The 20,643-nt window shown below is 67.2% G+C and carries 16 protein-coding genes and 1 pseudogene; 13 read left to right on the forward strand and 4 right to left on the reverse strand.

What is annotated here, in order from left to right; translation table 11 throughout:
- Positions 1 to 40 precede the first annotated feature (40 nt).
- The 3 genes from LK409_RS20755 to LK409_RS20765 are packed head-to-tail and all read left to right on the forward strand — an operon-like array spanning position 41 to position 2,903.
- The gene (locus LK409_RS20755) at positions 41 to 676 is read left to right on the forward strand and encodes a shikimate kinase (protein WP_003806947.1); all 636 of its coding nucleotides are present in this window, start codon (positions 41 to 43) and stop codon (positions 674 to 676) included.
- Complete coding sequence (gene aroB / locus LK409_RS20760; protein WP_003806948.1) at positions 676 to 1,752, forward strand: 3-dehydroquinate synthase; 1,077 nt, start codon at positions 676 to 678, stop codon at positions 1,750 to 1,752. Before LK409_RS20755 ends, aroB begins: the two co-directional genes overlap by 1 nt.
- On the forward strand, positions 1,749 to 2,903 hold the full coding sequence (locus tag LK409_RS20765; RefSeq protein ID WP_010927275.1) for a deoxyguanosinetriphosphate triphosphohydrolase: 1,155 nt from the start codon (positions 1,749 to 1,751) through the stop codon (positions 2,901 to 2,903). Before aroB ends, LK409_RS20765 begins: the two co-directional genes overlap by 4 nt.
- Before the next feature lie 173 nt (positions 2,904 to 3,076).
- On the opposite strand, the pseudogene LK409_RS20770 reads toward LK409_RS20765, so the two are convergent.
- Together LK409_RS20770 and uvrA are read right to left on the reverse strand one after the other, a co-directional pair.
- Positions 3,077 to 3,738, reverse strand: a pseudogene (locus LK409_RS20770) (glutathione S-transferase family protein).
- Between the two features lie 55 nt (positions 3,739 to 3,793).
- On the reverse strand, positions 3,794 to 6,652 hold the full coding sequence (uvrA, locus tag LK409_RS20775) for an excinuclease ABC subunit UvrA (protein WP_010927276.1): 2,859 nt from the start codon (positions 6,650 to 6,652) through the stop codon (positions 3,794 to 3,796).
- Positions 6,653 to 6,807: 155 nt separating this feature from the next.
- Here uvrA and LK409_RS20780 point away from each other — a divergent pair, with 155 nt between their 5' ends.
- Together LK409_RS20780 and ssb are read left to right on the forward strand one after the other, a co-directional pair.
- On the forward strand, positions 6,808 to 7,992 hold the full coding sequence (locus tag LK409_RS20780; protein WP_010927277.1) for an MFS transporter: 1,185 nt from the start codon (positions 6,808 to 6,810) through the stop codon (positions 7,990 to 7,992).
- A gap of 232 nt (positions 7,993 to 8,224) precedes the next feature.
- Complete coding sequence (gene ssb / locus LK409_RS20785; RefSeq protein ID WP_010927278.1) at positions 8,225 to 8,713, forward strand: single-stranded DNA-binding protein; 489 nt, start codon at positions 8,225 to 8,227, stop codon at positions 8,711 to 8,713.
- A gap of 58 nt (positions 8,714 to 8,771) precedes the next feature.
- On the opposite strand, the gene LK409_RS20790 is transcribed toward ssb, so the two are convergent.
- Positions 8,772 to 9,992: an ISL3-like element IS1001 family transposase gene (locus LK409_RS20790; RefSeq protein WP_010927279.1), complete on the reverse strand. Its 1,221-nt coding sequence runs from the start codon at positions 9,990 to 9,992 to the stop codon at positions 8,772 to 8,774.
- A gap of 207 nt (positions 9,993 to 10,199) precedes the next feature.
- On the opposite strand from LK409_RS20790, the gene LK409_RS20795 reads away from it, so the two are divergent.
- The 5 genes from LK409_RS20795 (at position 10,200) to LK409_RS20815 (ending at position 15,705) form a co-directional block, all read left to right on the forward strand.
- Complete coding sequence (locus LK409_RS20795; protein WP_076879783.1) at positions 10,200 to 12,374, forward strand: TonB-dependent siderophore receptor; 2,175 nt, start codon at positions 10,200 to 10,202, stop codon at positions 12,372 to 12,374.
- A gap of 136 nt (positions 12,375 to 12,510) precedes the next feature.
- The gene (locus LK409_RS20800) at positions 12,511 to 13,014 is read left to right on the forward strand and encodes a 2,4'-dihydroxyacetophenone dioxygenase family protein (RefSeq protein ID WP_003806955.1); all 504 of its coding nucleotides are present in this window, start codon (positions 12,511 to 12,513) and stop codon (positions 13,012 to 13,014) included.
- An 18-nt stretch (positions 13,015 to 13,032) separates the two neighbouring features.
- Complete coding sequence (locus LK409_RS20805) at positions 13,033 to 13,812, forward strand: HpcH/HpaI aldolase family protein (RefSeq protein ID WP_010927281.1); 780 nt, start codon at positions 13,033 to 13,035, stop codon at positions 13,810 to 13,812.
- A gap of 28 nt (positions 13,813 to 13,840) precedes the next feature.
- A complete protein-coding gene (locus LK409_RS20810) occupies positions 13,841 to 14,857 on the forward strand; it encodes a tripartite tricarboxylate transporter substrate-binding protein (protein WP_003806959.1) in 1,017 nt (338 codons plus the stop codon).
- 53 nt (positions 14,858 to 14,910) lie between these two features.
- Positions 14,911 to 15,705, forward strand: a complete 795-nt coding sequence (locus LK409_RS20815) for a GntR family transcriptional regulator (protein ID WP_003806961.1) — start codon at positions 14,911 to 14,913, stop codon at positions 15,703 to 15,705.
- On the opposite strand, the gene LK409_RS20820 is transcribed toward LK409_RS20815, so the two are convergent.
- Complete coding sequence (locus LK409_RS20820) at positions 15,702 to 16,643, reverse strand: LysR family transcriptional regulator (RefSeq protein ID WP_003806962.1); 942 nt, start codon at positions 16,641 to 16,643, stop codon at positions 15,702 to 15,704. The two genes, LK409_RS20815 and LK409_RS20820, sit on opposite strands and share 4 nt — an antisense overlap.
- A gap of 279 nt (positions 16,644 to 16,922) precedes the next feature.
- Between LK409_RS20820 and LK409_RS20825 the strand changes: the two genes are divergently transcribed.
- The 3 genes from LK409_RS20825 to LK409_RS20835 all read left to right on the forward strand — a co-directional run bounded on the left by LK409_RS20825 (position 16,923) and on the right by LK409_RS20835 (position 20,640).
- Positions 16,923 to 18,413 carry an amidohydrolase family protein gene (locus tag LK409_RS20825; RefSeq protein ID WP_010927282.1) on the forward strand — a complete coding sequence of 497 codons (1,491 nt, stop codon included), beginning with the start codon at positions 16,923 to 16,925 and terminating at the stop codon, positions 18,411 to 18,413.
- 38 nt (positions 18,414 to 18,451) lie between these two features.
- Positions 18,452 to 19,342, forward strand: a complete 891-nt coding sequence (locus tag LK409_RS20830; RefSeq protein ID WP_010927283.1) for a Bug family tripartite tricarboxylate transporter substrate binding protein — start codon at positions 18,452 to 18,454, stop codon at positions 19,340 to 19,342.
- A 152-nt stretch (positions 19,343 to 19,494) separates the two neighbouring features.
- Positions 19,495 to 20,640, forward strand: a complete 1,146-nt coding sequence (locus tag LK409_RS20835) for a glycosyltransferase family 4 protein (RefSeq protein WP_010927284.1) — start codon at positions 19,495 to 19,497, stop codon at positions 20,638 to 20,640.
- The last annotated feature ends 3 nt before the right edge of the window (positions 20,641 to 20,643 follow it).

Consider the following 20,643-nt stretch of genomic DNA (forward strand, 5'->3'; position numbering starts at 1 on the left):
GTGGTAAGCGGGCAACTGACAGCGATGGGATAATGCCGGCATGAATGCTTCCGCTAATTTATGCGCGGCGTCCGCCAACGACCCGCAACCGGGCGACCAGGAGGCCGCCCACCCTGTAGCCTGCGCCGGTGACGAGCCGGCGGCGTTCCTGCCGCACGACCTGCCGATCTTTCTGGTGGGGATGATGGGCGCCGGCAAGACCACCATAGGGCGAGGCCTGGCGCGTGCGCTGAGGCGCGAATTCATCGATCTCGACCATGAGTTGGAGGCGCGTTGCGGCGTGCGGGTTCCGGTCATCTTCGAAATCGAAGGCGAAGCCGGGTTTCGCCGGCGGGAAGCTGCCGCATTGCAAGAGTGTACCCAACGCCGGCAGATAATTCTTGCCACCGGCGGGGGCGCGGTGCTGGCCGCGGAGAACCGGCAGGCCCTGCGCGAGCGCGGCATCGTGATCTACCTGCGCGCCAGCGTGGAAGAGCTGTTCCGGCGCACCAGCCGCGATCGCAACCGCCCCTTGCTGGCCACCGCCGATCCGCGCGCTACCCTGCGCGAGCTGATGGTGGCGCGCGAACCGCTGTATAACGAGGTGGCCGATCTGGTCATCGATACCGGCAGCATGCCCATCGCCACGCTGGTGAAGTCCCTGCTGCCCAAGCTGCAAGCCTACGAGAAGAAATAATGGACGTTGTCGAGGTCGCCACGCCCGGTGGCAGTTATCCCATCCATATCGGCCCCGGACGCCTGGATGCGCTGGACGCGTCGATTCCGGCCGACGCGACGGCCATCGCCGTGGTCACCAACCCGACCGTGGCGGGCCTGTACGGCGCGCGCGTCGAGGCGGCCCTGGCGCGCACCGGCAAGCGGGTGCTGCGCATCGAGTTGCCCGATGGCGAGGCGCACAAGGATTGGCAGACCCTGAACCTGATTTTCGACGCCCTGCTGGAAAACCGCCTGGACCGGCGCGCCGTGCTGGTGGCGCTGGGCGGAGGGGTGATCGGCGACATGACGGGTTTCGCGGCCGCCGTATACATGCGCGGGATCCGCTTCGTGCAGGTGCCGACCACCTTGCTGGCGCAGGTGGATTCGTCGGTGGGCGGCAAGACCGCGGTCAACCACCCGCTGGGCAAGAACATGATCGGCGCCTTCTACCAGCCGGTGGCGGTGGAGATCGATACCGAGGTGCTGGGCACGCTGCCGGCGCGGGAAGTGTCCGCGGGACTGGCCGAGGTGATCAAGTACGGCCTGATCCTGGATGCCGGTTTCTGGCAGTGGTGCGAGGACAACGTCGGCGCCTTGCGCGCGCTGGAGCCCAGGGCGCTGGCCTATGCGATCCGGCGCTCGTGCGAGCTCAAGGCGCAGGTGGTGGGGCAGGATGAGCGCGAGTCCGGCCTGCGCGCCATTCTCAACCTGGGGCATACCTTCGGCCATGCGATCGAGTCCGGCCTGGGTTACGGCGAGTGGCTGCACGGCGAGGCCGTGGGCTGCGGCATGGTGCAGGCGGCCGAGCTGTCCACCCTGGCAGCGGGCTTTCCCGCCGCCGATGTGCAGCGGGTGCGCGATCTGGTGCGCGAGATCGGCTGCCCCACGGTGGCGCCGGACCTGGGCGCCGAGCGCTGGCTGGCGCTGATGCAGGTGGACAAGAAGACCGAAGGCGGCGAGATCCGTTTCGTGCTGATGCCGCGCATAGGCCAGGCCTTGAGCCGGGCGGCGCCGGAGGCGGACGTGCGGACCGCGCTGGAACGAACCACGCGATGAACAAGGACGGGACGGTAGTGCTTATGAACGAATTGGCTTCTTATGCATCCGACCCGTCAAAAACGCGCGGGCGCAGGCACAGCGAGCCGCCGCCAGAGAACCGCACCGAGTTCCAGCGCGACCGGGATCGCATCATCCATTCCAATGCGTTCCGGCGCCTGGAATACAAGACCCAGGTCTTCGTCAACCACGAAGGCGACCTGTTCCGCACCCGCCTGACCCACAGCCTGGAAGTGGCCCAGATCGCGCGCACGCTGGCGCGCAGCCTGCGGGTTTCGGAGGATCTCACCGAGGCCATCGCGCTGGCGCATGATCTGGGGCACACGCCGTTCGGCCATGCCGGGCAGGACGAGCTCAACGCCTGCATGCGCGAGCTGGCGCCGCAGGCGGGCGGCTTCGAGCACAATCTGCAGAGCCTGCGCGTGGTCGACGAACTGGAAGAGCGCTACGCCGAGTTCAACGGCCTGAACCTGTGCTTCGAGACCCGCGAAGGCATCCTGAAGCATTGCTCGGCCACGCATGCGCGCCAGCTGGGGGCGGTGGGCGAGCGCTTTCTCGACCGCACCCAGCCGTCGCTGGAGGCCCAGCTGGCCAATCTGGCCGACGAGGTGGCCTACAACAATCATGACGTCGACGACGGGCTGCGCTCCGGGCTGATCACCCTGGAGCAGCTGCAGGAGGTGGGCATTTTCGCGCGCCACTACGCCGAGGTGGCGCGCCGTTATCCCCAATTGGCGCCGCGCCGCGCTACCTCGGAGACGATCCGGCGCATGATCAATACGCTCATCGTCGACCTGACCGCTACCTCGCTGGCGCGCATCCGCGACCATGCGCCGGCCAGCGCCGACGACGTGCGCCGGGCGCCGCCGCTGGCGGGGTTCTCGGCGGCGGTGCGGCGCGAGGCCGACGAGCTGAAGAAATTCCTGTTCGACAACCTGTACCGCCACTACCGCGTGGTGCGCATGACCACCAAGGTCCAGCGCATCGTGCGTGAGCTGTTCCAGGCCTTCCTGGGCGATCCGCGCCTGTTGCCGCCGGACTACCGGCGCGAGCAGCCGCAGGACCAGGCGCGCGCCATCTCGGATTACATCGCCGGCATGACCGATCGCTACGCGATCCGCGAGCATCGGCGGCTGTTCGAAATGGGCTGAGGGGCTGCCTCGCCCATGCGGCCTACCCCAAATGGGGGGTGCGGGCCGAGGGCTCGCCGGGCTAGGATAGGGCCAGCACTTCGCCGTGCTTTTATTCGCCGGCTCCGCGGCAGTCCAGGGGCATCTGCTGACGGCAACGGGGCCGGCGGATTTTTTCGTCCGCGTAGCGCGGCTCAGCGGTGCGTGCGGTACGGTTCGTCGTCGGCGACGAAGGTGGCTTCGGCCAGCGCGTCGCGGGTCCAGGCCTGCATGGCCGGCAGGGCCTGCACGGCCTCCATGTAGTCGCGCACCGCGCCGGCGGCGGCCACGCCGTAGGTCTGGAAGCGCGAGACCACGGGGGCGTAGAACGCGTCGGCAATCGAGAAACGACCGAACAGGAACGGGCCCGACTGGCCGAATTCGGCGCGCGTGTCGTGCCAGATGGCCTGCACACGCGAAATATCGGCCTGCGCCGCGCTCAGGTCGATGCCCGGCAGCCGGGCCTCGATATTCATGGGCATGGTCTGGCGCAAGGCGCTAAACCCGCTGTGCATCTGCGCCGCGAGCGACCGCGCGCGGGCGCGCGCGCGCGCCGGTCGGCCGGCCACAGCTGCGCGTCGGGATGGCGTTCGGCCACGTACTCGCAGATGGCCAGTGAATCCCAGACCGCGAAATCGCCGTCGAGCAACACCGGCACCAGGCCGGCCGGCGTTATGGCTTGCAGCCGTTGCGTGAAGGCCTCGGTCAGCAGGCCCAGCTTCTGCTCTTCAAACGGAATGCCGGCCTGGCGCAGCGCCAGCCAGGCGCGCAGGGACCAGGACGAGTAGTTCTTGTTGGCGATCAGCAGGGTATACATGGCGGCCTGGCGGCAAGATAGGGGGGCGGGCGGTTCGCGTCCGTGCCGCCCTAGTCTAGCGCCGTTTGCCGTTGCGCAATACCCGCCCCAGGTAGTGGCCGGTGTGGCTGTCGGGGCTGGCCGCCACCTGCTCGGGCGTGCCCTGCGCGACCACGCGTCCGCCGCCGTCGCCGCCTTCCGGCCCCATATCCACCAGCCAGTCGGCGGTCTTGATGACGTCGAGGTTGTGCTCGATGATCAGTACCGTATTGCCGCTGTCGACCAGTTGGTTGAGGACCTTGAGCAAGAGCTCGATGTCATGGAAGTGCAGGCCGGTGGTCGGCTCGTCCAGGATGTACAGGGTGCGGCCCGTGCTGCGGCGCGACAGTTCCAGCGACAGCTTGACCCGTTGCGCCTCGCCGCCGGACAGCGTGGTAGCGCTTTGCCCCAGCCGGATGTACGACAGGCCCACATCGATCAGCGTGTGCAGCTTGCGCGCAATGGCGGGCACCGATTCGAAATATTCCAGCGCCTGTTCGACCGTCAGGTCCAGTACTTCGCTGATGTTGCGGCCGCGGTAGCGGATTTCCAGCGTCTCGCGGTTGTAGCGCTTGCCGTGGCAGACGTCGCACGGCACGTACATGTCCGGCAGGAAATGCATCTCGACCTTGACCACGCCATCGCCCTGGCAGGCTTCGCAGCGTCCGCCCTTGACGTTGAAGCTGAAACGGCCCGGGTCGTAGCCGCGCGCGCGCGCTTCGGGCACGCCGGCGAACAGTTCCCGGATGGGCGTGAACAGCCCGGTGTACGTGGCGGGGTTGCTGCGCGGCGTGCGTCCGATCGGGCTTTGGTCCACGCTGATGGTCTTGTCGAAGTGCTCCAGCCCGGCCAGGCCGGCATAGGGCGCCGGCTCGCCTTGCGCATGGTTGAGCTGGCGCGCCAGCGCCACCGCCAGCGTATCGTTGACCAGGGTGGATTTGCCCGAGCCCGAGACGCCGGTGACGCACACCAGGCGCGCCGCCGGGATGCGCAGATCGACCGATTTGAGGTTGTTGCCGGTGGCCCCGGACAGGTGCAGCCAGGGCTGGTCGTCGGCGACCGGCCGGCGCGCCGGGATCTCGATGGCGCGCGCGCCGCTCAGGTACTGGCCGGTGAGCGATTGCTGGTCGGTCTGCACCGCCTCCGGCGTGCCCTGCGCCACCACCTGGCCGCCGTGCTCGCCGGCGCCCGGGCCCATGTCGACCACCCAATCGGCGCAGCGGATCATGTCCTCGTCGTGCTCGACCACGATGACGCTGTTGCCCAGGTCGCGCAGGTGCTGCAGGGTGCCGATCAGCCGGTCGTTGTCGCGCTGGTGCAGGCCGATGGATGGCTCGTCCAGCACATACATGACGCCGGTCAGGCCCGAGCCGATCTGGCTGGCCAGCCGGATGCGCTGGGCTTCGCCGCCCGAGATCGTATCGGCGCTGCGATCCAGCGACAGGTAGTTCAGGCCGACATTGTTCAGGAAGCTGAGACGGGCCTCGATCTCGCGCACGATGCGCTGCGCGATCTCCTGCTTGGCGCCGGTCAGCTGCAGCTGGCGGAACCAGTCCAGGCACACCGACAGCGGCATGCTCTCGACCTCGAAGATCGCCTGGCCATGGCGTTCGCCCTCGCGCGGCTCGCTGCCGATCAGCACGTTGCGCGCCTCGGGACGCAGGCGCGAGCCGCCGCAGTCCGGGCAGGTCTTGATGTTGCGGTACTTGCCCAGCTCCTCGCGCACCGTGGCCGAGTCGGTTTCGCGCCAGCGGCGCTCCAGGTTCGGGATCACGCCTTCGAACGGGTGGCGCTTGACCGTGCTGCGGCCCTTTTCATTGACATAGAAGAAGGCGATCTCTTCCTCGCCCGAGCCGTGCAGTACCTTCTCGCGCACTTCGGCCGGCAGCTCCTCGAACGGGGTATCGATGTCGAATTCGTAATGGGTGGCCAGGCTGGTCAGCAGGGAGTGGGTGAAGGAGTTGCGGCGGTCCCAGCCGCGGATCGCGCCGGCGGCCAGGCTCAGCTCCGGGAAGGCCACCACGCGCTTGGGGTCGAAAAAGCCTACCTGGCCGATGCCGTCGCAACCGGGACAGGCGCCCATGGGATTGTTGAAGCTGAACAGCCGCGGCTCCAGCTCGGCCAGGCTGTGGCTGCAGATCGGGCAGGCGTAACGGCTGGAGAACACCTGTTCGCGGCCGCTGTCCATGTCCAGCGCGATGGCGCGGCCTTCGGCCAGCTGCAGCGCGGTCTCGAAACTCTCGGCCAGGCGCTGCTGGCTTTCGGGGCGGATGCGCAGGCGGTCGATGACCACGTCCAGGTCGTGTTTCTCGGTTTTCTTCAGCGCGGGCAGCTGCTCGATTTCCTGCAGCTGGCCATCGACCCGCAGTCGCACGAAGCCCTGCGCCTGCAGGCTGGCCAGTTCGTCCTCGAAGCTGCCCTTGCGGGCCCGCGCAATGGGCGCCAGCACGGCCAGGCGCGCCTCGGCCGGCCAGGCCAGCACGGCGTCGACCATCTGGCCGACGCTTTGCGCCTGCAGCGGCAGCCCGTGGTCGGGGCAGTAGGGCGTGCCCACCCGTGCGTACAGCAGGCGCAGGTAGTCGTGGATCTCGGTGATGGTGCCCACGGTCGAGCGCGGATTGTGGCCCGCCGACTTCTGCTCGATGGAGATCGCCGGCGACAGGCCTTCGATCAGGTCGACATCGGGCTTGTCCATCAGCTGGAGGAACTGGCGCGCGTATGCCGACAGGCTTTCCACGTAGCGACGCTGGCCTTCCGCATACAGCGTGTCGAACGCCAGCGACGACTTGCCCGAACCGGACAGGCCCGTCACCACGACCAACTGGTGGCGCGGCAGGTCCAGCGAGACGTTCTTGAGATTGTGGGTGCGCGCACCCCGAATGCGAATCGCGTCCATTGGGCGTTTAAGCAGTTTCAAAGGCCAACTTGGTACTATAGCGCGCCGAATCGTCCCCCGTTCGCTGGTCCATAGTCTGTCCGGCATGCGCGAGGGGCGGCCGGCGCGCCCGGCCCCAGGCCGTTTCCGTCACCCTTCTCATTTCCTATGCCTGCATGCCGGCCGACCAGAAACTGCAACTGACCCGCTCCGAGCGCCGCGCCAGCGTGGCCTTGGCCGGCCTGTTCGCATGCCGGATGCTGGGCCTGTTTCTGCTGCTGCCGGTCTTCGCGGTGGCTGCGCGCGACCTGCCCGGCGGCAACGACCCTGCGCGCGTCGGCCTGGCGCTGGGCATGTACGGCCTGACCCAGGCCTTCATGCAGATCCCTTTCGGCCTGGCTTCCGATCGCTGGGGGCGCCGTCCGGTGGTGGTCGCCGGCCTGGTGCTGTTCATCATCGGCAGCGTGGTCTGCGCGCTGGCCGACGATGTCTACTGGATCACGCTGGGCCGCGCCATCCAGGGCGCGGGCGCCATTTCGGCGGCCGTCACGGCCTGGCTGGCCGACGCCACCCGCGACGAGGTGCGCACCCGGGCCATGGCCATGGTGGGCGGCTTGATCGGCCTGTCGTTCGCCGTGTCGCTGGTTGCCGCGCCGGTGCTGGTGGGGTGGTGGGGGCTGTCGGGACTGTTCTGGACCATTGCCTGCCTGGGCCTGGCCAGCCTGGCGGTGGCCCGCTGGATGGTGCCGGTAGTGCCGCGCACCGAGGCGCGCACCATGCAGGGCGCCAGTGCCCGCGCCGTCCTGCTGCACGCCGACCTGCTGCGGCTCAATTTCGGCGTGTTCGTGCTGCACCTGATCCAGGTCGCCCTGTTCGTGGTTACGCCGTCGCTGCTGGCGCGCCTGGGCGGGCTGGACGCGCGCGACCTGTGGCGCGTCTACCTGCCGGTCATCCTGGTTTCCTTCGTGCTGATGGTGCCCGCCGTGTTCGTGGCCGAGAAGCGGCGCGCCCACCGGGCGGCGCTGCGCGCCGCCGTGGCGGGCCTGATCGTGGTCTGCGCCTTGCTGCCGCTGGCCGCTCACGGTTTCTACGCCCTGGCCCTGGCGCTGACCGGTTTCTTCGTGGCCTTCAACATCCTCGAAGCCCTGCAGCCTTCGCTGGTGTCGCGCGTTGCGCCGGCGCAGTACAAGGGCCTGGCCCTGGGCTTCTACAACACCGCGCAGGCCGCCGGCCTGTTCGCCGGCGGCGCGCTGGGCGGCTGGCTGGCGGCCAGCGGCGGGGCCGACGCCGTGTACATCGCCGCCGCCGCGCTGGCGGCCCTGTGGCTGGCCGTGACCTGGGCGCTGCGGCCGCTGCGCTGATCCGTTCGGCCCCGGAAAATGTTACAGCGTGGTGGATAATTCTGCGCCGCCGGCGGTTGGCGCGGCCATGCGTTATCGTCGATAATGTCGGTCATCACAGGGCTTCACCCAGTATGCGCCGGTCACCGACCGGCGTGTTTCATGAAGCCGGTCTTAAACACAGTTTCGTATGCGCAGCCGGCGCCGCGACGTTCCACGCGGCGGCGCGGGCGGGCAACAGAGGGGCATCGGCATGGCATCCGTCAACAAAGTCATTCTCGTCGGCAATCTGGGTCGCGACCCGGAAGTGCGTTACAGCCCGGATGGGGCGGCCATCTGCAACGTGTCGATCGCCACGACCTCGCAATGGAAGGACAAGGCCAGCGGCGAGCGCCGCGAGGAAACCGAATGGCACCGCGTGGTCATGTACAACCGCCTGGCCGAAATCGCGGGCGAATACCTGAAGAAGGGGCGTTCGGTCTACATCGAGGGCCGCCTGAAGACCCGCAAATGGCAAGACAAGGACACCGGCGCCGACCGCTACAGCACCGAAATCGTGGCCGACCAGATGCAGATGCTGGGCGGGCGCGATAGCGGCGGCGGTTACGGCGGTGGCTACGACGACGCACCGCGCCAGCAGCGCGCCCCGGCCCAGCGCCCGGCGGCCGCCCCGCAGCGCCCCGCGCCGCAGGCCGCGCCGGCCGCCAACCTGGCCGACATGGACGACGATATTCCGTTCTGAGGCGCTTGCAGCCAATCGCTGGATGCGAAAACCCTGCCCAGGCAGGGTTTTTTTTGGTTCATCGCGCATTGCCGGGGAAGGCGGCACGGATTTTGAGGAAGAAGTATTCCTGGTCGCGGTAGCCGTAAGCGCGCCGCTTGATGACCTTGATAGTGTTGTTGATGCCCTCGACAATGCTGGTGTTCAGGGGATGTCGGCATCTGGCCAGGATGCCGTGCAGATAGCCTTTCAAGCGCTGAGCGAAGGTGTTCAAGGCGGCTATTCCGCTTTGCTCGGCCTGCTCGTACCAGTGGTTCCAGGCTTGTCTTGCCCAGGCAGGTCTTTGGTAGAACCAGAGCCGTTTGAGTTCGTCACGCAGGACATAGACCGTCAGCAGCGGCTGGTTGGCTTGCAGCAATTCGTCGAGCCGGACGGCCTGCTGCCGATCCAGGTTGTCACGGTTGCGCAGCAGCAGCCAGCGACTCGATTTGATGATCCTGCGTGCGGGACGATCCTGGCGTAGTTGATTGGCCTGATCCACGCGCACCCGATCAATGACCTCTCGTCCATACTTGGCCACGACATGGAACAAGTCATAGACGATCTCCGCCTGTGGGCTGTGGGCCTGGATCTCCAACTCGTAGGCGGTGGTCATGTCGATGGCAACGGCCTTGATGCGTTGGGCGGCCCCAGGCGGCAATTGTTCGAAGAACGCCCGGGCCGTCTCGCGTGAGCGTCCTGGGCCAATCCACAGCACCTGCCTGCCGATCGGATCGACCACCACTGTCGCGTAGCGATGCCCTTTGTGCAGGGCAAACTCGTCCATCGCCAAATACTCGATCTTGGACCAATCCGGTTCGCGCACCGACGCACGCAGCCGAGCCTTGTCCAGCGTCTTGACGGTATGCCAACCCAGTTCGAAGAACCTCGCCACCGCCTGCACGTTGCTCGATTGCAGCAATTGGCTGCAGGCCTGCGCCAGCCGATCCGTCACCCGTTGATATCGCCCCAGCCAGGCAAGCCGCTCCAGGCGCGGGCCGCCGCATTGCTCACACCACAAGCGTCGGCGCGGCACGTGCAGAACGACCCGATACTCGAATAACGGCAGATCTCGCACCCGTCGAACCGTGGTCTCATGCACCTGGCGACACCGCGCGCCGCACTGCTCGCACAGCATCACCTTGGCCGTTGGCTTCAAATAGATCGACAGCGTGCGCCCTGGGTCTTCGGGCCATTCCACGCGTTCGACGCCATAGCCCTGCCAGCCTCCCAGCGACTCCAGCAACTTGCGATCCAGCATCTCCCTGCACTCCTGATGGCAAATACCTGCCGTCAAGAATACGAAAACTTGCCAAACCCCTCCACGCTATTGCGCGATGAACCTTTTTTTCGCCTGGAGCAGGGCGCGACGGGGCATCCGGAGATCTGTGTAATCAATAATAATATTGCGAACAAGTCGCATTCATAATAAAATACGAGTTTTTCTTGGCCATACTGGGGAAATTTCGTGCCTCGTCCTACTTCCCGCCGTACGCGCCCTGCGCGCCGGCAGGCGCAGCCCGCCTTCGTGCCCGCGCTCTTCATGCTTGCCCTGGGCGCCGTTGCCGCCGGCGCGCGCGCCCAGTCCGCTGCGGCGGGTGTCCCGGATACGCAAGGCGTGGCGCAAATGCCGGCCGTCACGGTCAACGCCGCGCCGGTGGACGACACGCTGGAGCATCTGGAGGCGCCGGTCGATACCGGCGCGCTGGGACGGCGCACCCAGCTGGAGACGCCTTTTTCCACCACGGTGGTGACTGCCCGCGACATGGAGGAGCGCCAGGTCAACAAGCTGGGAGACGTGTTCGCGCTGGATGCCTCGGTGACGGACAACAGCGCGTCCTATGGCGCGTGGGCCAGCTACCTGACGGTGCGCGGCCTGCCGCTGGATTGGCAGAATTCGTACCGCATCGATGGCCGGCCGTTCCTGAGCTACGTCACGACGCTGCCGTTCGAGCACTTCGAGCAGATCGACCTGCTCAAGGGGGCGTCGGGCTTCATGTACGGTTTCGGCTCGCCGGGCGGCCTGGTCAACTATGTCACCAAGAAGCCGACCGACGAAGCGGTGCGCAGCGTCGAGCTGGGCTACGTGTCCAAGGGGCTGCTGCGCGAGCACGTGGACCTGGGCGGCAGGGTGGGCGAGAGCGGCGCGTTTGGCTATCGGCTGAATGCCACGCACGAGGAGGGCAATACCTACAACGGTGGATCGCTGTACCGCGATTCGGTGTCGCTGGCGCTGGATGCGCGCCTGAGCGACCGGTTGACCTGGGACTTCCAGTCCATCTACCAGGACCGCAAGGCCATCGGGCAGGAGCCCACGATCTATGCGGGCACCATGGCCGGCAGCGAGTTGCCATCGCCGGTGCGCAACGACAATGACAGGCTGGTCGGGCAGGGACCGTATGCGGACAATGCGTTCCGCTATTACTCGACCGGCTTGAAGTACCAATTGGCGGACGAATGGACGCTGAGCACCAATTACAGCTACAGCTCCACGCGTACCCGCCGCAACGAGTCGGTGCTGTTCCTGCGCGACCAGGCGGGCGACTATGACGATTACCGCTCGGACTATGGCGAGGCCTATGGCTACAACCAGTGGCAGGCCATGCTGGAGGGCAAGTTCGCTACCGGTCCCTTGAAGCACCACGTGGTGGCCGGCGCGTCGTGGCAGAAGCAGAAGAACGACTACAGCGCCAACGGGGTCTATCAATTGCAGGGCACGGGCAACCTGCGCGCGCGCAATACCAACACGTACTACAGCGAAGGCCAGCTGCACCTGTACCGCGCGGCCGAGATCACGCAGAAGGCGCTGTTCGCCAGCGACACGGTCGACCTGACCGGCGGCTGGTCGGTGCTGGGCGGGCTGCGCTATACGAATTATGCGCAGCAAGGATTCGATGCCACGGGCGCGCGAACATCGCGCTACGACAAGAACGGCGTGCTGACGCCGACCTTTGCCCTGATGTACAAGCTGACGCCGCGCACCATGGCCTATGCCAGCTACATCGAATCCTTGGAGCCGGGCTCGTCGGTGGGCGCCACGTACGCCAACTTCGGCGCATTGCTCGATCCGTTGAAGAGCAAGCAGTACGAGCTGGGCATCAAGACCGAACAGGACGGCTGGGCCGCCACGGCGGCGCTGTTTCGCATCGAGAAGAAGGCGGAATACGCGAATGCCGCCAACGAGCTGGTGCAGGACGGCAAGACGCTCTATCAGGGGTTGGAGCTGGGCGCCTCCACGCGTATCGCCCGCGACTGGAACGTGGGAGGCAGCCTGATGTTGCTGGATTCGGAATACAAGAAAGGCTCGGATTTCACCGGCAACCGCGTGGCGGGAGCGCCGAAGTTCGTGGCGGCCGCGCAACTGGCGTACTCGGTGCCGCAGGTGCCGGGGCTGAAGCTGCGCGCCGATGTGAAGTACACCGGCAACACGATGCTGGGCGCCAGCAACCGGGTGCAGGTGGACGACTACGCCATCGTCAATATCGGCGCCACCTACGACACGCAGATCCACGGCTACGAGGCGACCTTCACCGCCGGCATCAACAACGTGGCCAACAAGCGCTACTGGCTGTACCAGTCGTCCGACTACGTGAAGGCGGGCGACCCGCGGACCTATGGCCTGACTGCCAGTCTGAAATTCTAGGAGCGGCGGGCGGGCCGCCTGGCGGGCCGCCCGGGTTTACCCGGCATTGACCGGCGCGGATGACGCGGATTAGTCTATATCCAGATATCCGGATATCCGGATATAACAAGAGACGAACCACTTGGAGGAGAACACGATGGGGCATGGCATAGCGGGAGGCACGGGGCTGGCGGCCCGCAACGAGGCGCCGGAGCTGATCCGGGCGCTGGACCGCGACGATGAGCGCTGCTGGGTGCCGCTGGCGCCCGGCGCCTGGTTCTACCCGATGGCATTCGATGTGCGCAACGGCGCGTGGCACAGCGTCTTTCGCGTGGCGCCGGGCGCGCAGCTGCCGACGCACTACCATCTGGGGCGGGTGGTCGGCTGTACGCTGCGGGGGCGCTGGCATTATCGCGAGCGTGACTGGGAGCACCGGCCCGGCTCGTACCTGCTGGAAGTGCCGGGCGACAGCCACACCTTCGAGGTGATCGGCGAGGAAACCGTGGAGCTGTTCACCGTCAACGAAGGGGGCTTCCTGTTGCTGGACGAACGCGGCGACGTCACCGGCATTACCGATGTCTTGCTGCGCCTGGAGCAGGCTCGCGCGCATTACGAGCGTGTCGGGCTGGGCCGGGCCGCGATCGATTCGCTTATCCGCTGACCGCGACAGGAGCCAGCCATGACGACCTTGAAAGCGCGCCTGCGCCAGGGACAGGCAATCACCATGATCGGCAACAGCCTGCCGGATACCTATGCGGCCGAGATGGTGGCCAGCGCGGGATTCGACGCGGTGATGATAGATCTGCAGCATTCCGCCATCGGGCTGCACGAAGTCAACGACCTGGCGCGCGCGGTGCGCGCCCAGGGATGCGCGCCGGTGGTGCGCGTGGCGGCCAATGATCCGGCGGCGATCACCAAGGTGCTCGATGGCGGCGTGGATGCCGTGGTGGCGCCCATGATCAACAGCGCCGAGGCTTGCCGGCAGTTCATTTCCGCCTGCTACTACGCGCCGCTGGGAGACCGCAGTTTCGGTCCGTACCTGGGCCAGGTCATACAGCGCCAGAGCATCCAGGATTATTACGCGCAGACCCGCGACCGCCTGCTGCCCATCGCGATGATAGAGAACGAGGAGGGCGTGCGCCAGGCCGAGCAGATCATGCGTACGGAGGGGCTGGGCGCGATCTACGTGGGCGCGAGCGACCTTTCCATCGCCATGGGGATGGATTGCGTGCCCGACTACCGCAACGCGCGCCTGCTCGATTGCATCAAGGGGCTGATCGACCTGGGCGAGCGCTGCGGCATTCCGGTTGGCGCCTTTGTACCGACACTGGAAGACTCGTTGATGCTGCAGTCGCTGGGCGCGCGGATCCTGTGGGTAGGCTCCGACCAGGGCTTCATCAAGGCCGGCTGCGCGGCCCGCGCGCAGCAGTACCACGCCGAATCGTCGCCGCGGCGATAGCAGCGCCGCGACCGCGCAGGAGACCGCTATGAAGACGCTTGCATCGATGGTTCGCTGGCCCCGTATCGCCGGCGCCGTCGTCCGCCAGGCCTGTGCCGCCGCGTTGGGGCTGGCCCTGGGGGCGGCGCCGGCGCTGGCCGACTACCCCAGCCGCCCGGTGACCCTGGTCGTGCCTTCGCCGCCGGGCGGGTCGACCGACGCGATTGCGCGCGTGCTGGCCGATGCCCTGGGCAAGCGCCTGGGGCAGTCCATCGTGATCGAGAACAAGGGCGGCGGGGGCGGCATCGTGGGCTCGTCGTATGTGCTGGACAAGCCGGCCGACGGTCATACGCTGCTGCTGGCGATTTCCAGCAAGACGGTGGCGCGCGCCCTGCAGCCGGCGCTGGCCTATGATCCCATCAGGGATTTCACGGCGGTGGCGCTGGTGTCGCGCGTACCGACGGTGATGGTGACCTCGGTGGCGGCCGGGCTGCCCGACTTCGCGCGGCTCAAGGCTTACATCGCGGCCAATCCGGGCAAGACGGCATGGGCCGTGCCGGGCATCGGCACCGCGCCGCACCTGACCGAGCACGTGCTGATGCAGGCGCTGGGCGGCAAGGTGAACGAAATCCAGTATCGCGGCAGCGCGCCCATGCACGTCGATCTGCTGGCGGGCCGCGTCGACGTGGTGGTGGACAGCTACACCGCGCTGCGGCAGCACATCGACGATCGCAAGGTGGTGCCGGTCGCGGTCATCGGCCGGGGCCGCATCGAGGCGATGTCGGCGGTGCCGACGCTGGGCGAACTGGGCTATCGGACCTTCGAAGAGGTATTGTTCGACGGTTGGAATGCCATCGATGTGCGCGCCAGCACCCCGCCGGAGGTGGTTGCGCGCTTGAGCCAGGCGCTGCAGGACGTGCTGGCCGATCGCGCTTTTCGCGAGCGCGTCGTGCAGCTGGGGTTGGTGCCGTTCGCGCCGATGCCGGCGAGCCAGGCCCAGGATTTCGTGCAGGATGTCTCGCGCGTGCTCAGTCCGGTGGCCGCGTCCCTGGCGGCTGCGCAATAATCAGGCTTTCGACTTCACCGGCCCCGGCCCTGAGCCACTCCAGATAACCGCCTATGTCTGCTTCCGTTGATGTGTTGTCCCTGCCCGAGGTGGAGGCAGCCGCTTCAGCCGATACGCCCAACCTGCTGTACTGGACCATCTACCAGGGCCTGGTCCGGTCGATCGAGGCGGATACGGCCGCGGTCGGCAAAGACCTCCCGATAGAACGGCTGATATCGGCGCACTATTCGGCCAGCCGCTTTACCGTGCGGCAGGCGCTGGACCTGCTGGAAAAGCGCGGCTATATCCGCAAGCAGCGCGCCAAGCCGGCGCGCGTCATCAGCCGCAGTCCGGTGGTGCCGGTCGAGCGCCATCTGCGCCGCCTGTCCGATATCCTCAGCCCGGCGGTCATCCACCAGACGCGCGTCACCGGCTTCGGGCCGGCGCGGCACGACGAAGCCGCCGCCACGCTGGGCCAGGCGCCGGGGGCGCAGCTGTATCGCCTGCAATTGGTGCACGCGGACCAGGCGCAGAACATCGGTTTCAGCGATATCTACTTTCCCGCGCATATCGGGCAGCGCCTGAGCCTGCAGGATTTCGACGCCGCGGCGCGCAATGGGCCGTTGTTCGTCTATCCCATCGTCGAGCAGAAAATCGGCTTCAAGGTCGACCATGCGCGCATCAATATCGGCGCCGAGTCGCATGCCCGCGCCCAGCGCACGGCGGTTGCCGAGGCGCTGGGCACCGCGCCGCTGGTGCGGGTGCAGTACGTTTTCTCGCATGCCGGCGAGCCCGTGCAGTTCACCACCAACTGGCTGGATTCGCGTTTTTTCAGCGTCAGCTACGAGCTGGCGGAAGGCGAGTTCTAGCCCGGCGCGCCGTCTTGGGGCGCGGGACAGGCGTTGACGCGGGCCAGGTCGTAGACGGTGTCGCGCAGCCATTGGTGCGAGGGGCTGCGGCGGGTGCGGTCGTGCCAGAGCTGGGATACCGGGAAATCAGGCAGGGGCAGCGGGTGGGCCAGGACCTGCAAGGGATGTCGCGCGGCGAATTCGCGCGCCACCCGGCAGGCCATGGTCGCCACCAGGTCGGTGGCGGTGAGCGTGGCGGGGATGGCCAGCATATGGGGCACCTGCACCGCCACGTCGCGCGTGACGCCCAGGCGTTGCAGGGTGTCCTGCAATACGCGCTCGCGCGCGCCGTTCTGGCGCGGCATGGCCAGGTGGCGGCTGGAGACGAATTGCTCGATCGGCACCGGGTCGGCCAGCGCGGGATGGCCGGCGCGGCACAGGCACACGTAGTGATCGCGGAACAGCTCCTGGCGGTAGATGGGGAAGTTGACGCTGGCGACGCTGGAGATGACGAGGTCGACCTTGCCGGCCAGCAGCATTTCCTCCGGCATCATGGATTCCATGTCATGCAGCGTTAGCGAGACGTGCGGCGCGGTCTCCTGCAGGCGGCGCATCAACCCCGGCAACAGGACGAACGACACGTAGTCGGTGGCGCCGATATTGAAATGCGCGTGCGCGCTGCGCGCGTCGAATTCGGTCACGGGGCCGGCCAGGCTGTTGAGCGCTGCGATGGCCTGGCGCACCTGGTCGGCGATCTCCAGCGCCCTGTGCGTGGGCACCACGCCGCGGCTGGCGCGCAGGAACAGCGGGTCGCCGAACGCCTGCCTGAGCTGGGCCAGGCCCTTGCTGACGGCCGACTGGCTCATCGCCAGGCGTTCCGCCGCGCGCGTGACGTGGCCCTCGGCGAGGATCGCGTCGAAGATCATCAGCAGATTCAGGTCCAGATGCTTGGCGATCATGGCTGGCTCGTCGGCGTAGGGCCCCGCGCGGGGGGCCGAATAATGCACTATTCGAAACCGGAATAAGCCCGGGCCGGGCCGCTCGCCGCGCCTGCGCGGCGCGCCCCAAACCCTGGTTTGGCGCCATTATCCGTGGAAATGGCCGGGTGATGCACGCACTTGTCGCGGCGCCCCGATCCGGTGCAGGCCACGCGCCGTGCGTTGACAGGGTTTCCGATACTAATCAGCATACTGATCAATTGCCCGACGGGCGGCAATGGTCAACAAGGGGAGTATCGGATGCTGACACAGATAAAGGGCGAATGGGTGCTCGGGTTCGCCGACGGCAACCACCGCATGCTGCGCGACGCCAGCGTCGTCTACGAAGGCGAGCGCATCGTGCACGTGGGTACGGAGTTCGACGGCGTGGCCGACCGCGTGATCGATGCGCGCGGCTGCCTGGTGGCGCCCGGGTTCATCGACACCCATGTGCATTCCGGCCATCGCGCCTTGCACAAGCTGCTGGCCGATGGCGGACGCCCGGACCTGTTCGGCCAGCCGTACATGGACGTCACGATCGCGCGCGACGGGACGCGGATCAAGGGTTATCCCAACTACCTGAGCCGCGAGGAGGCCGCGGTCGATCCCGGCATTGCCCTGCATGCCGCGTTCACCGTGGCCGAACTGCTGCGCAATGGCGTGACGACGTTCGTCGAACTGGGCGGCCACGTGATGGTGCAGGAAGCGTTGTGGCGCGAATGCGAGCGGCTGGGCGTGCGCGGCTATCTGGGGGCCGGCTACGACAGCGGGCGATGGGCCGCCGACGACCAGGGCCGCCTGCGGCGCGTTCCGTATCCGGACGGCGGCGATCATCTGTTCGAGGAGGCGGTTGCGTTCATCAAGCGCGTCCAGGCGGCCGGCAACGACCTGGTCAACGGCATCCTGGTGCCGCGCGAGGTCGAGAACTGCAGCGTCGACATCCTGCGCCGTACCGTGCAGGCCGCGCAGGAACTGGGCGTGCCGATGGCCACGCATGCGGGCTACAACGTCATCGAGTTCTACGAAACGGTGCGCGAGCATCGCATGACGCCGATCGAATTGCTGCACAGCGTCGGCATGCTGGGGCCGCGGCTGAACATCGGCCACGCCAATCTGATTTCCGATAGCCCGCGCCTGAACTATTCGGGCGGACGCGACCTGGCCCTGATGGGCGAGCATCGCGTCTCCATCTCGCATTGCCCGATCAACATCGTGCGCCGCGCGCGCGTGCTCGACTCGTGGAAGAAGTATCGCGAGGCGGGCGTCAACCTGACCATAGGCAGCGACACCTATCCGCGCGACATGGTCATGAACATGCGGACCGCGTCCTATCACGGCAAGGTCATGAGCCATGACCTGACCGCGGCGAGCGCGGCCGAAGTGTTCGAGGCCGCGACCCTGGGGGGCGCGCGCTCGCTGGGACGCACGGATATCGGCCGGCTGGAGCCGGGCGCGCGCGCCGATGTGATCGCCATCAACGTGGGCCGCCAGGACGTGCTGCGCTATGGGCCGATCTGGGACCCCATCCGCAGCCTGGTCGAGTGCGGCGTGGGCGATGACGTGGAGCTGGTGGTGACCAACGGGCAGGTACGCATGGAGCAGGGGCGTATTGTCGGCGTGGACCTGGGCGCGCTGCGCGCCGAGGCGCAGCAGTTTGCCGACAACGTCTGGCGCGACCTGCAGGATTGGGATCCGTTGCGGCGCACGGCGCAGGCCATGTGCCCGCCGTTGTTCTGCCCGGACTGCATGTAGCGGCCCGCCGGGCCGGTCAAGACAACAAGGGGAATGAAATGAAGAAGCTGATGCAGTGGGGCGCCGCGCTGGCGCTGGCGGTAACGTGTGGCGCAGCCCAGGCGGGCGACGCGGTCGCGGCCTATCCGCAGCGGCCGGTGCGGCTGATCGTGCCCTATGGGGCGGGCGGCGCCGCCGATGTGCTGGCCCACATCATGGCCGAGAAACTGTCGGCCATCTGGAAGCAGCCCGTCATCGTCGAGAACAAGCCCGGCGGCGTGGGCACGATAGGCATCATGGCCACCGTGCAGGCCGAGCCCGATGGCTACACGCTGGTGTCGGTGCCGGTGTCCGACCTGGCGGTCAATCCGCACTTGTACAGGAAGCGGCCGTTCGATGTGCGCAAGGACCTGGCGCCGGTCAGCCAGGTCGGGGCGGTGCCCAATGTCCTGCTGGTCTCCAATGCGTTGGAAGTCGGCGACGTGCAGGCCCTGGTGGCGCGCGCCGCCGCCAAGCCCGGATACCTGACCTATTCGTCGCCGGGGGTCGGAAGCCAGGCCCATATCGCGGCCGAAATGTTTGCCATGCGAGCGGGCCTGTCCTTGCAGCACATTCCTTACAACAGCGTGCCGGCGGCGCTGACCGACGTGGCGGGTGGGCAGATCGACATGATGTTCGCGCAGTTGCCGGCCGTGCTGCCTTTCGTCAAGAGCGGCCGGGTGAAGGTGCTGGCGGTCGCCGCCGACGCACGCACGCCCCTGGCGTTGCGCGAGAAGATCGCCGCCGGTATCGCCAGCGCAATACAGTCGCCGCAGGTCAGGGAGAAGCTGGCTGCCCAGGGACTTATCGGGCTGGGCGGCACGCCGCAGCAGCTGGAGCAGGCGTGGCGCCAGGACTACGAGCGCTATGGCGCGGCGGTGAAGGCCATGCATATCCAGCTGCTCGATTGAGCCGCATGCAGCGGGCCGCCGGCGATAATAAAAAACCTCTCTGAATGCGTCGTTATGTGATTTGCGCGATGCGTAGGTAGCACGTTAAGGTTGCCGGGATCTTTCCTGCTGGCAGTGTGTCTATGTACTACATTCACACTGCTACTCTCAGAATGTCCCAACCGCACCCACTGCGCTTCGCGCACGCTGAGGCCGCGATAGGCTTTGGCGGGCAAGAGCAGCGGATCCTCAAAGAAGCCCTGGCCATGCGCGAGCGCGGCCATCATGTCGAACTCATTTGCCGGCCCCAGGCCAGGTTGATAGAGCGCGCACGCGACGCAGGCATCCGCGTGCACACCGTGCCCATGGGCGGCTTGCGCAATTTCGTGCGCGGCGTGCCGCGCGTGCGGCGCATCCTGCGCGAGGGCGGCTTCGACGTGCTCAATACGCACAGCCGCATCGATACCCTGCTGGCGGGCGCCGGCGCGCGCCTGGCGGGCACGCCGCTGGTGGTGCGCACGCGCCATCTGAGCAATCGCGTCAACTCGATGCTGTCGTACACGTGGATACCGCACCGCGTCAGCACGGTCAGCGATCATGTGCGCCGCTACCTGATCGAGCGTGGCGTGTCGCCCGCGCATATCGAAACCATCTACTCGCCCATCAACCTGCCCCCGCCGGGCCTGCGCTCGACGCTGCGCGACGAGCTGGGCTTGCCGGCCGACGCCGTGGTGGTGGCGTGCGTGGCGATCATGCGGGCCACCAAGGGGCATCGCGAACTGATCGAGGCGCTGCGTCCGTTGATGGCCAGCCGTCCGCAGGTGCATCTGGTGCTGGTGGGCAATGGTTCGCCGCTGTTCGAGCAATTGCAGGCGCTGATCGCCGAGCTCGGATTGGGCGAGCGCATTCACATGCTGGGCTTTCGCGATGACGTGCCCAACGTGCTGGCAGGCAGCGACATATTCGCGCTGCCCACGCGCAAGGAGGCGTCGGGCACGGTCTTTGTCGAGGCCGCGGCGTGCGGCTTGCCGGTGGTCGGCGTGGATGTCGGCGGCGTCAGCGAGATGTTGCGCAACGGCGAGACGGGGCTGCTGGTTCCTCCCGACGACGCGGCTGCCCTGCAGGGGGCGCTGCGCAGCCTGATCGACGATGCATCCTTGCGCGCGCGCATGGGCGGCGCCGGCGAGCGCATGGTGCGCGACGAAGGCAAGTTCTCGCTGGCCCGCCTGGCCGAACGTACCGAGCTGGTTTATCGTAAGTGGCTCGCCGAGCGGCGCGATGCGCCCACCGCTGCATCCCGATCGGCGCGGCAATCCTGATCG

Origin of the sequence: Bordetella parapertussis (genome assembly GCF_020735925.1) — a bacterium.
In the GTDB taxonomy this organism is placed as follows: domain Bacteria; phylum Pseudomonadota; class Gammaproteobacteria; order Burkholderiales; family Burkholderiaceae_B; genus Bordetella; species Bordetella pertussis.

What these genes read in the sequence shown, in the direction of transcription:
- uvrA (WP_010927276.1), bottom strand. Translation starts at nt 6,652, where the DNA reads ATGGACGCGATTCGCATTCGGGGTGCGCGCACCCACAATCTCAAGAAC.
- LK409_RS20780 (WP_010927277.1), top strand. Translation starts at nt 6,808, where the DNA reads ATGCCGGCCGACCAGAAACTGCAACTGACCCGCTCCGAGCGCCGCGCC.
- LK409_RS20810 (WP_003806959.1), top strand. Translation starts at nt 13,841, where the DNA reads ATGAAGACGCTTGCATCGATGGTTCGCTGGCCCCGTATCGCCGGCGCC.
- ssb (WP_010927278.1), top strand. Translation starts at nt 8,225, where the DNA reads ATGGCATCCGTCAACAAAGTCATTCTCGTCGGCAATCTGGGTCGCGAC.
- LK409_RS20765 (WP_010927275.1), top strand. Translation starts at nt 1,749, where the DNA reads ATGAACAAGGACGGGACGGTAGTGCTTATGAACGAATTGGCTTCTTAT.
- LK409_RS20820 (WP_003806962.1), bottom strand. Translation starts at nt 16,643, where the DNA reads ATGATCGCCAAGCATCTGGACCTGAATCTGCTGATGATCTTCGACGCG.
- LK409_RS20800 (WP_003806955.1), top strand. Translation starts at nt 12,511, where the DNA reads ATGGGGCATGGCATAGCGGGAGGCACGGGGCTGGCGGCCCGCAACGAG.
- LK409_RS20790 (WP_010927279.1), bottom strand. Translation starts at nt 9,992, where the DNA reads ATGCTGGATCGCAAGTTGCTGGAGTCGCTGGGAGGCTGGCAGGGCTAT.
- LK409_RS20835 (WP_010927284.1), top strand. Translation starts at nt 19,495, where the DNA reads ATGTCCCAACCGCACCCACTGCGCTTCGCGCACGCTGAGGCCGCGATA.
- LK409_RS20830 (WP_010927283.1), top strand. Translation starts at nt 18,452, where the DNA reads ATGAAGAAGCTGATGCAGTGGGGCGCCGCGCTGGCGCTGGCGGTAACG.
- LK409_RS20755 (WP_003806947.1), top strand. Translation starts at nt 41, where the DNA reads ATGAATGCTTCCGCTAATTTATGCGCGGCGTCCGCCAACGACCCGCAA.
- LK409_RS20805 (WP_010927281.1), top strand. Translation starts at nt 13,033, where the DNA reads ATGACGACCTTGAAAGCGCGCCTGCGCCAGGGACAGGCAATCACCATG.
- LK409_RS20825 (WP_010927282.1), top strand. Translation starts at nt 16,923, where the DNA reads ATGCTGACACAGATAAAGGGCGAATGGGTGCTCGGGTTCGCCGACGGC.
- LK409_RS20815 (WP_003806961.1), top strand. Translation starts at nt 14,911, where the DNA reads ATGTCTGCTTCCGTTGATGTGTTGTCCCTGCCCGAGGTGGAGGCAGCC.
- aroB (WP_003806948.1), top strand. Translation starts at nt 676, where the DNA reads ATGGACGTTGTCGAGGTCGCCACGCCCGGTGGCAGTTATCCCATCCAT.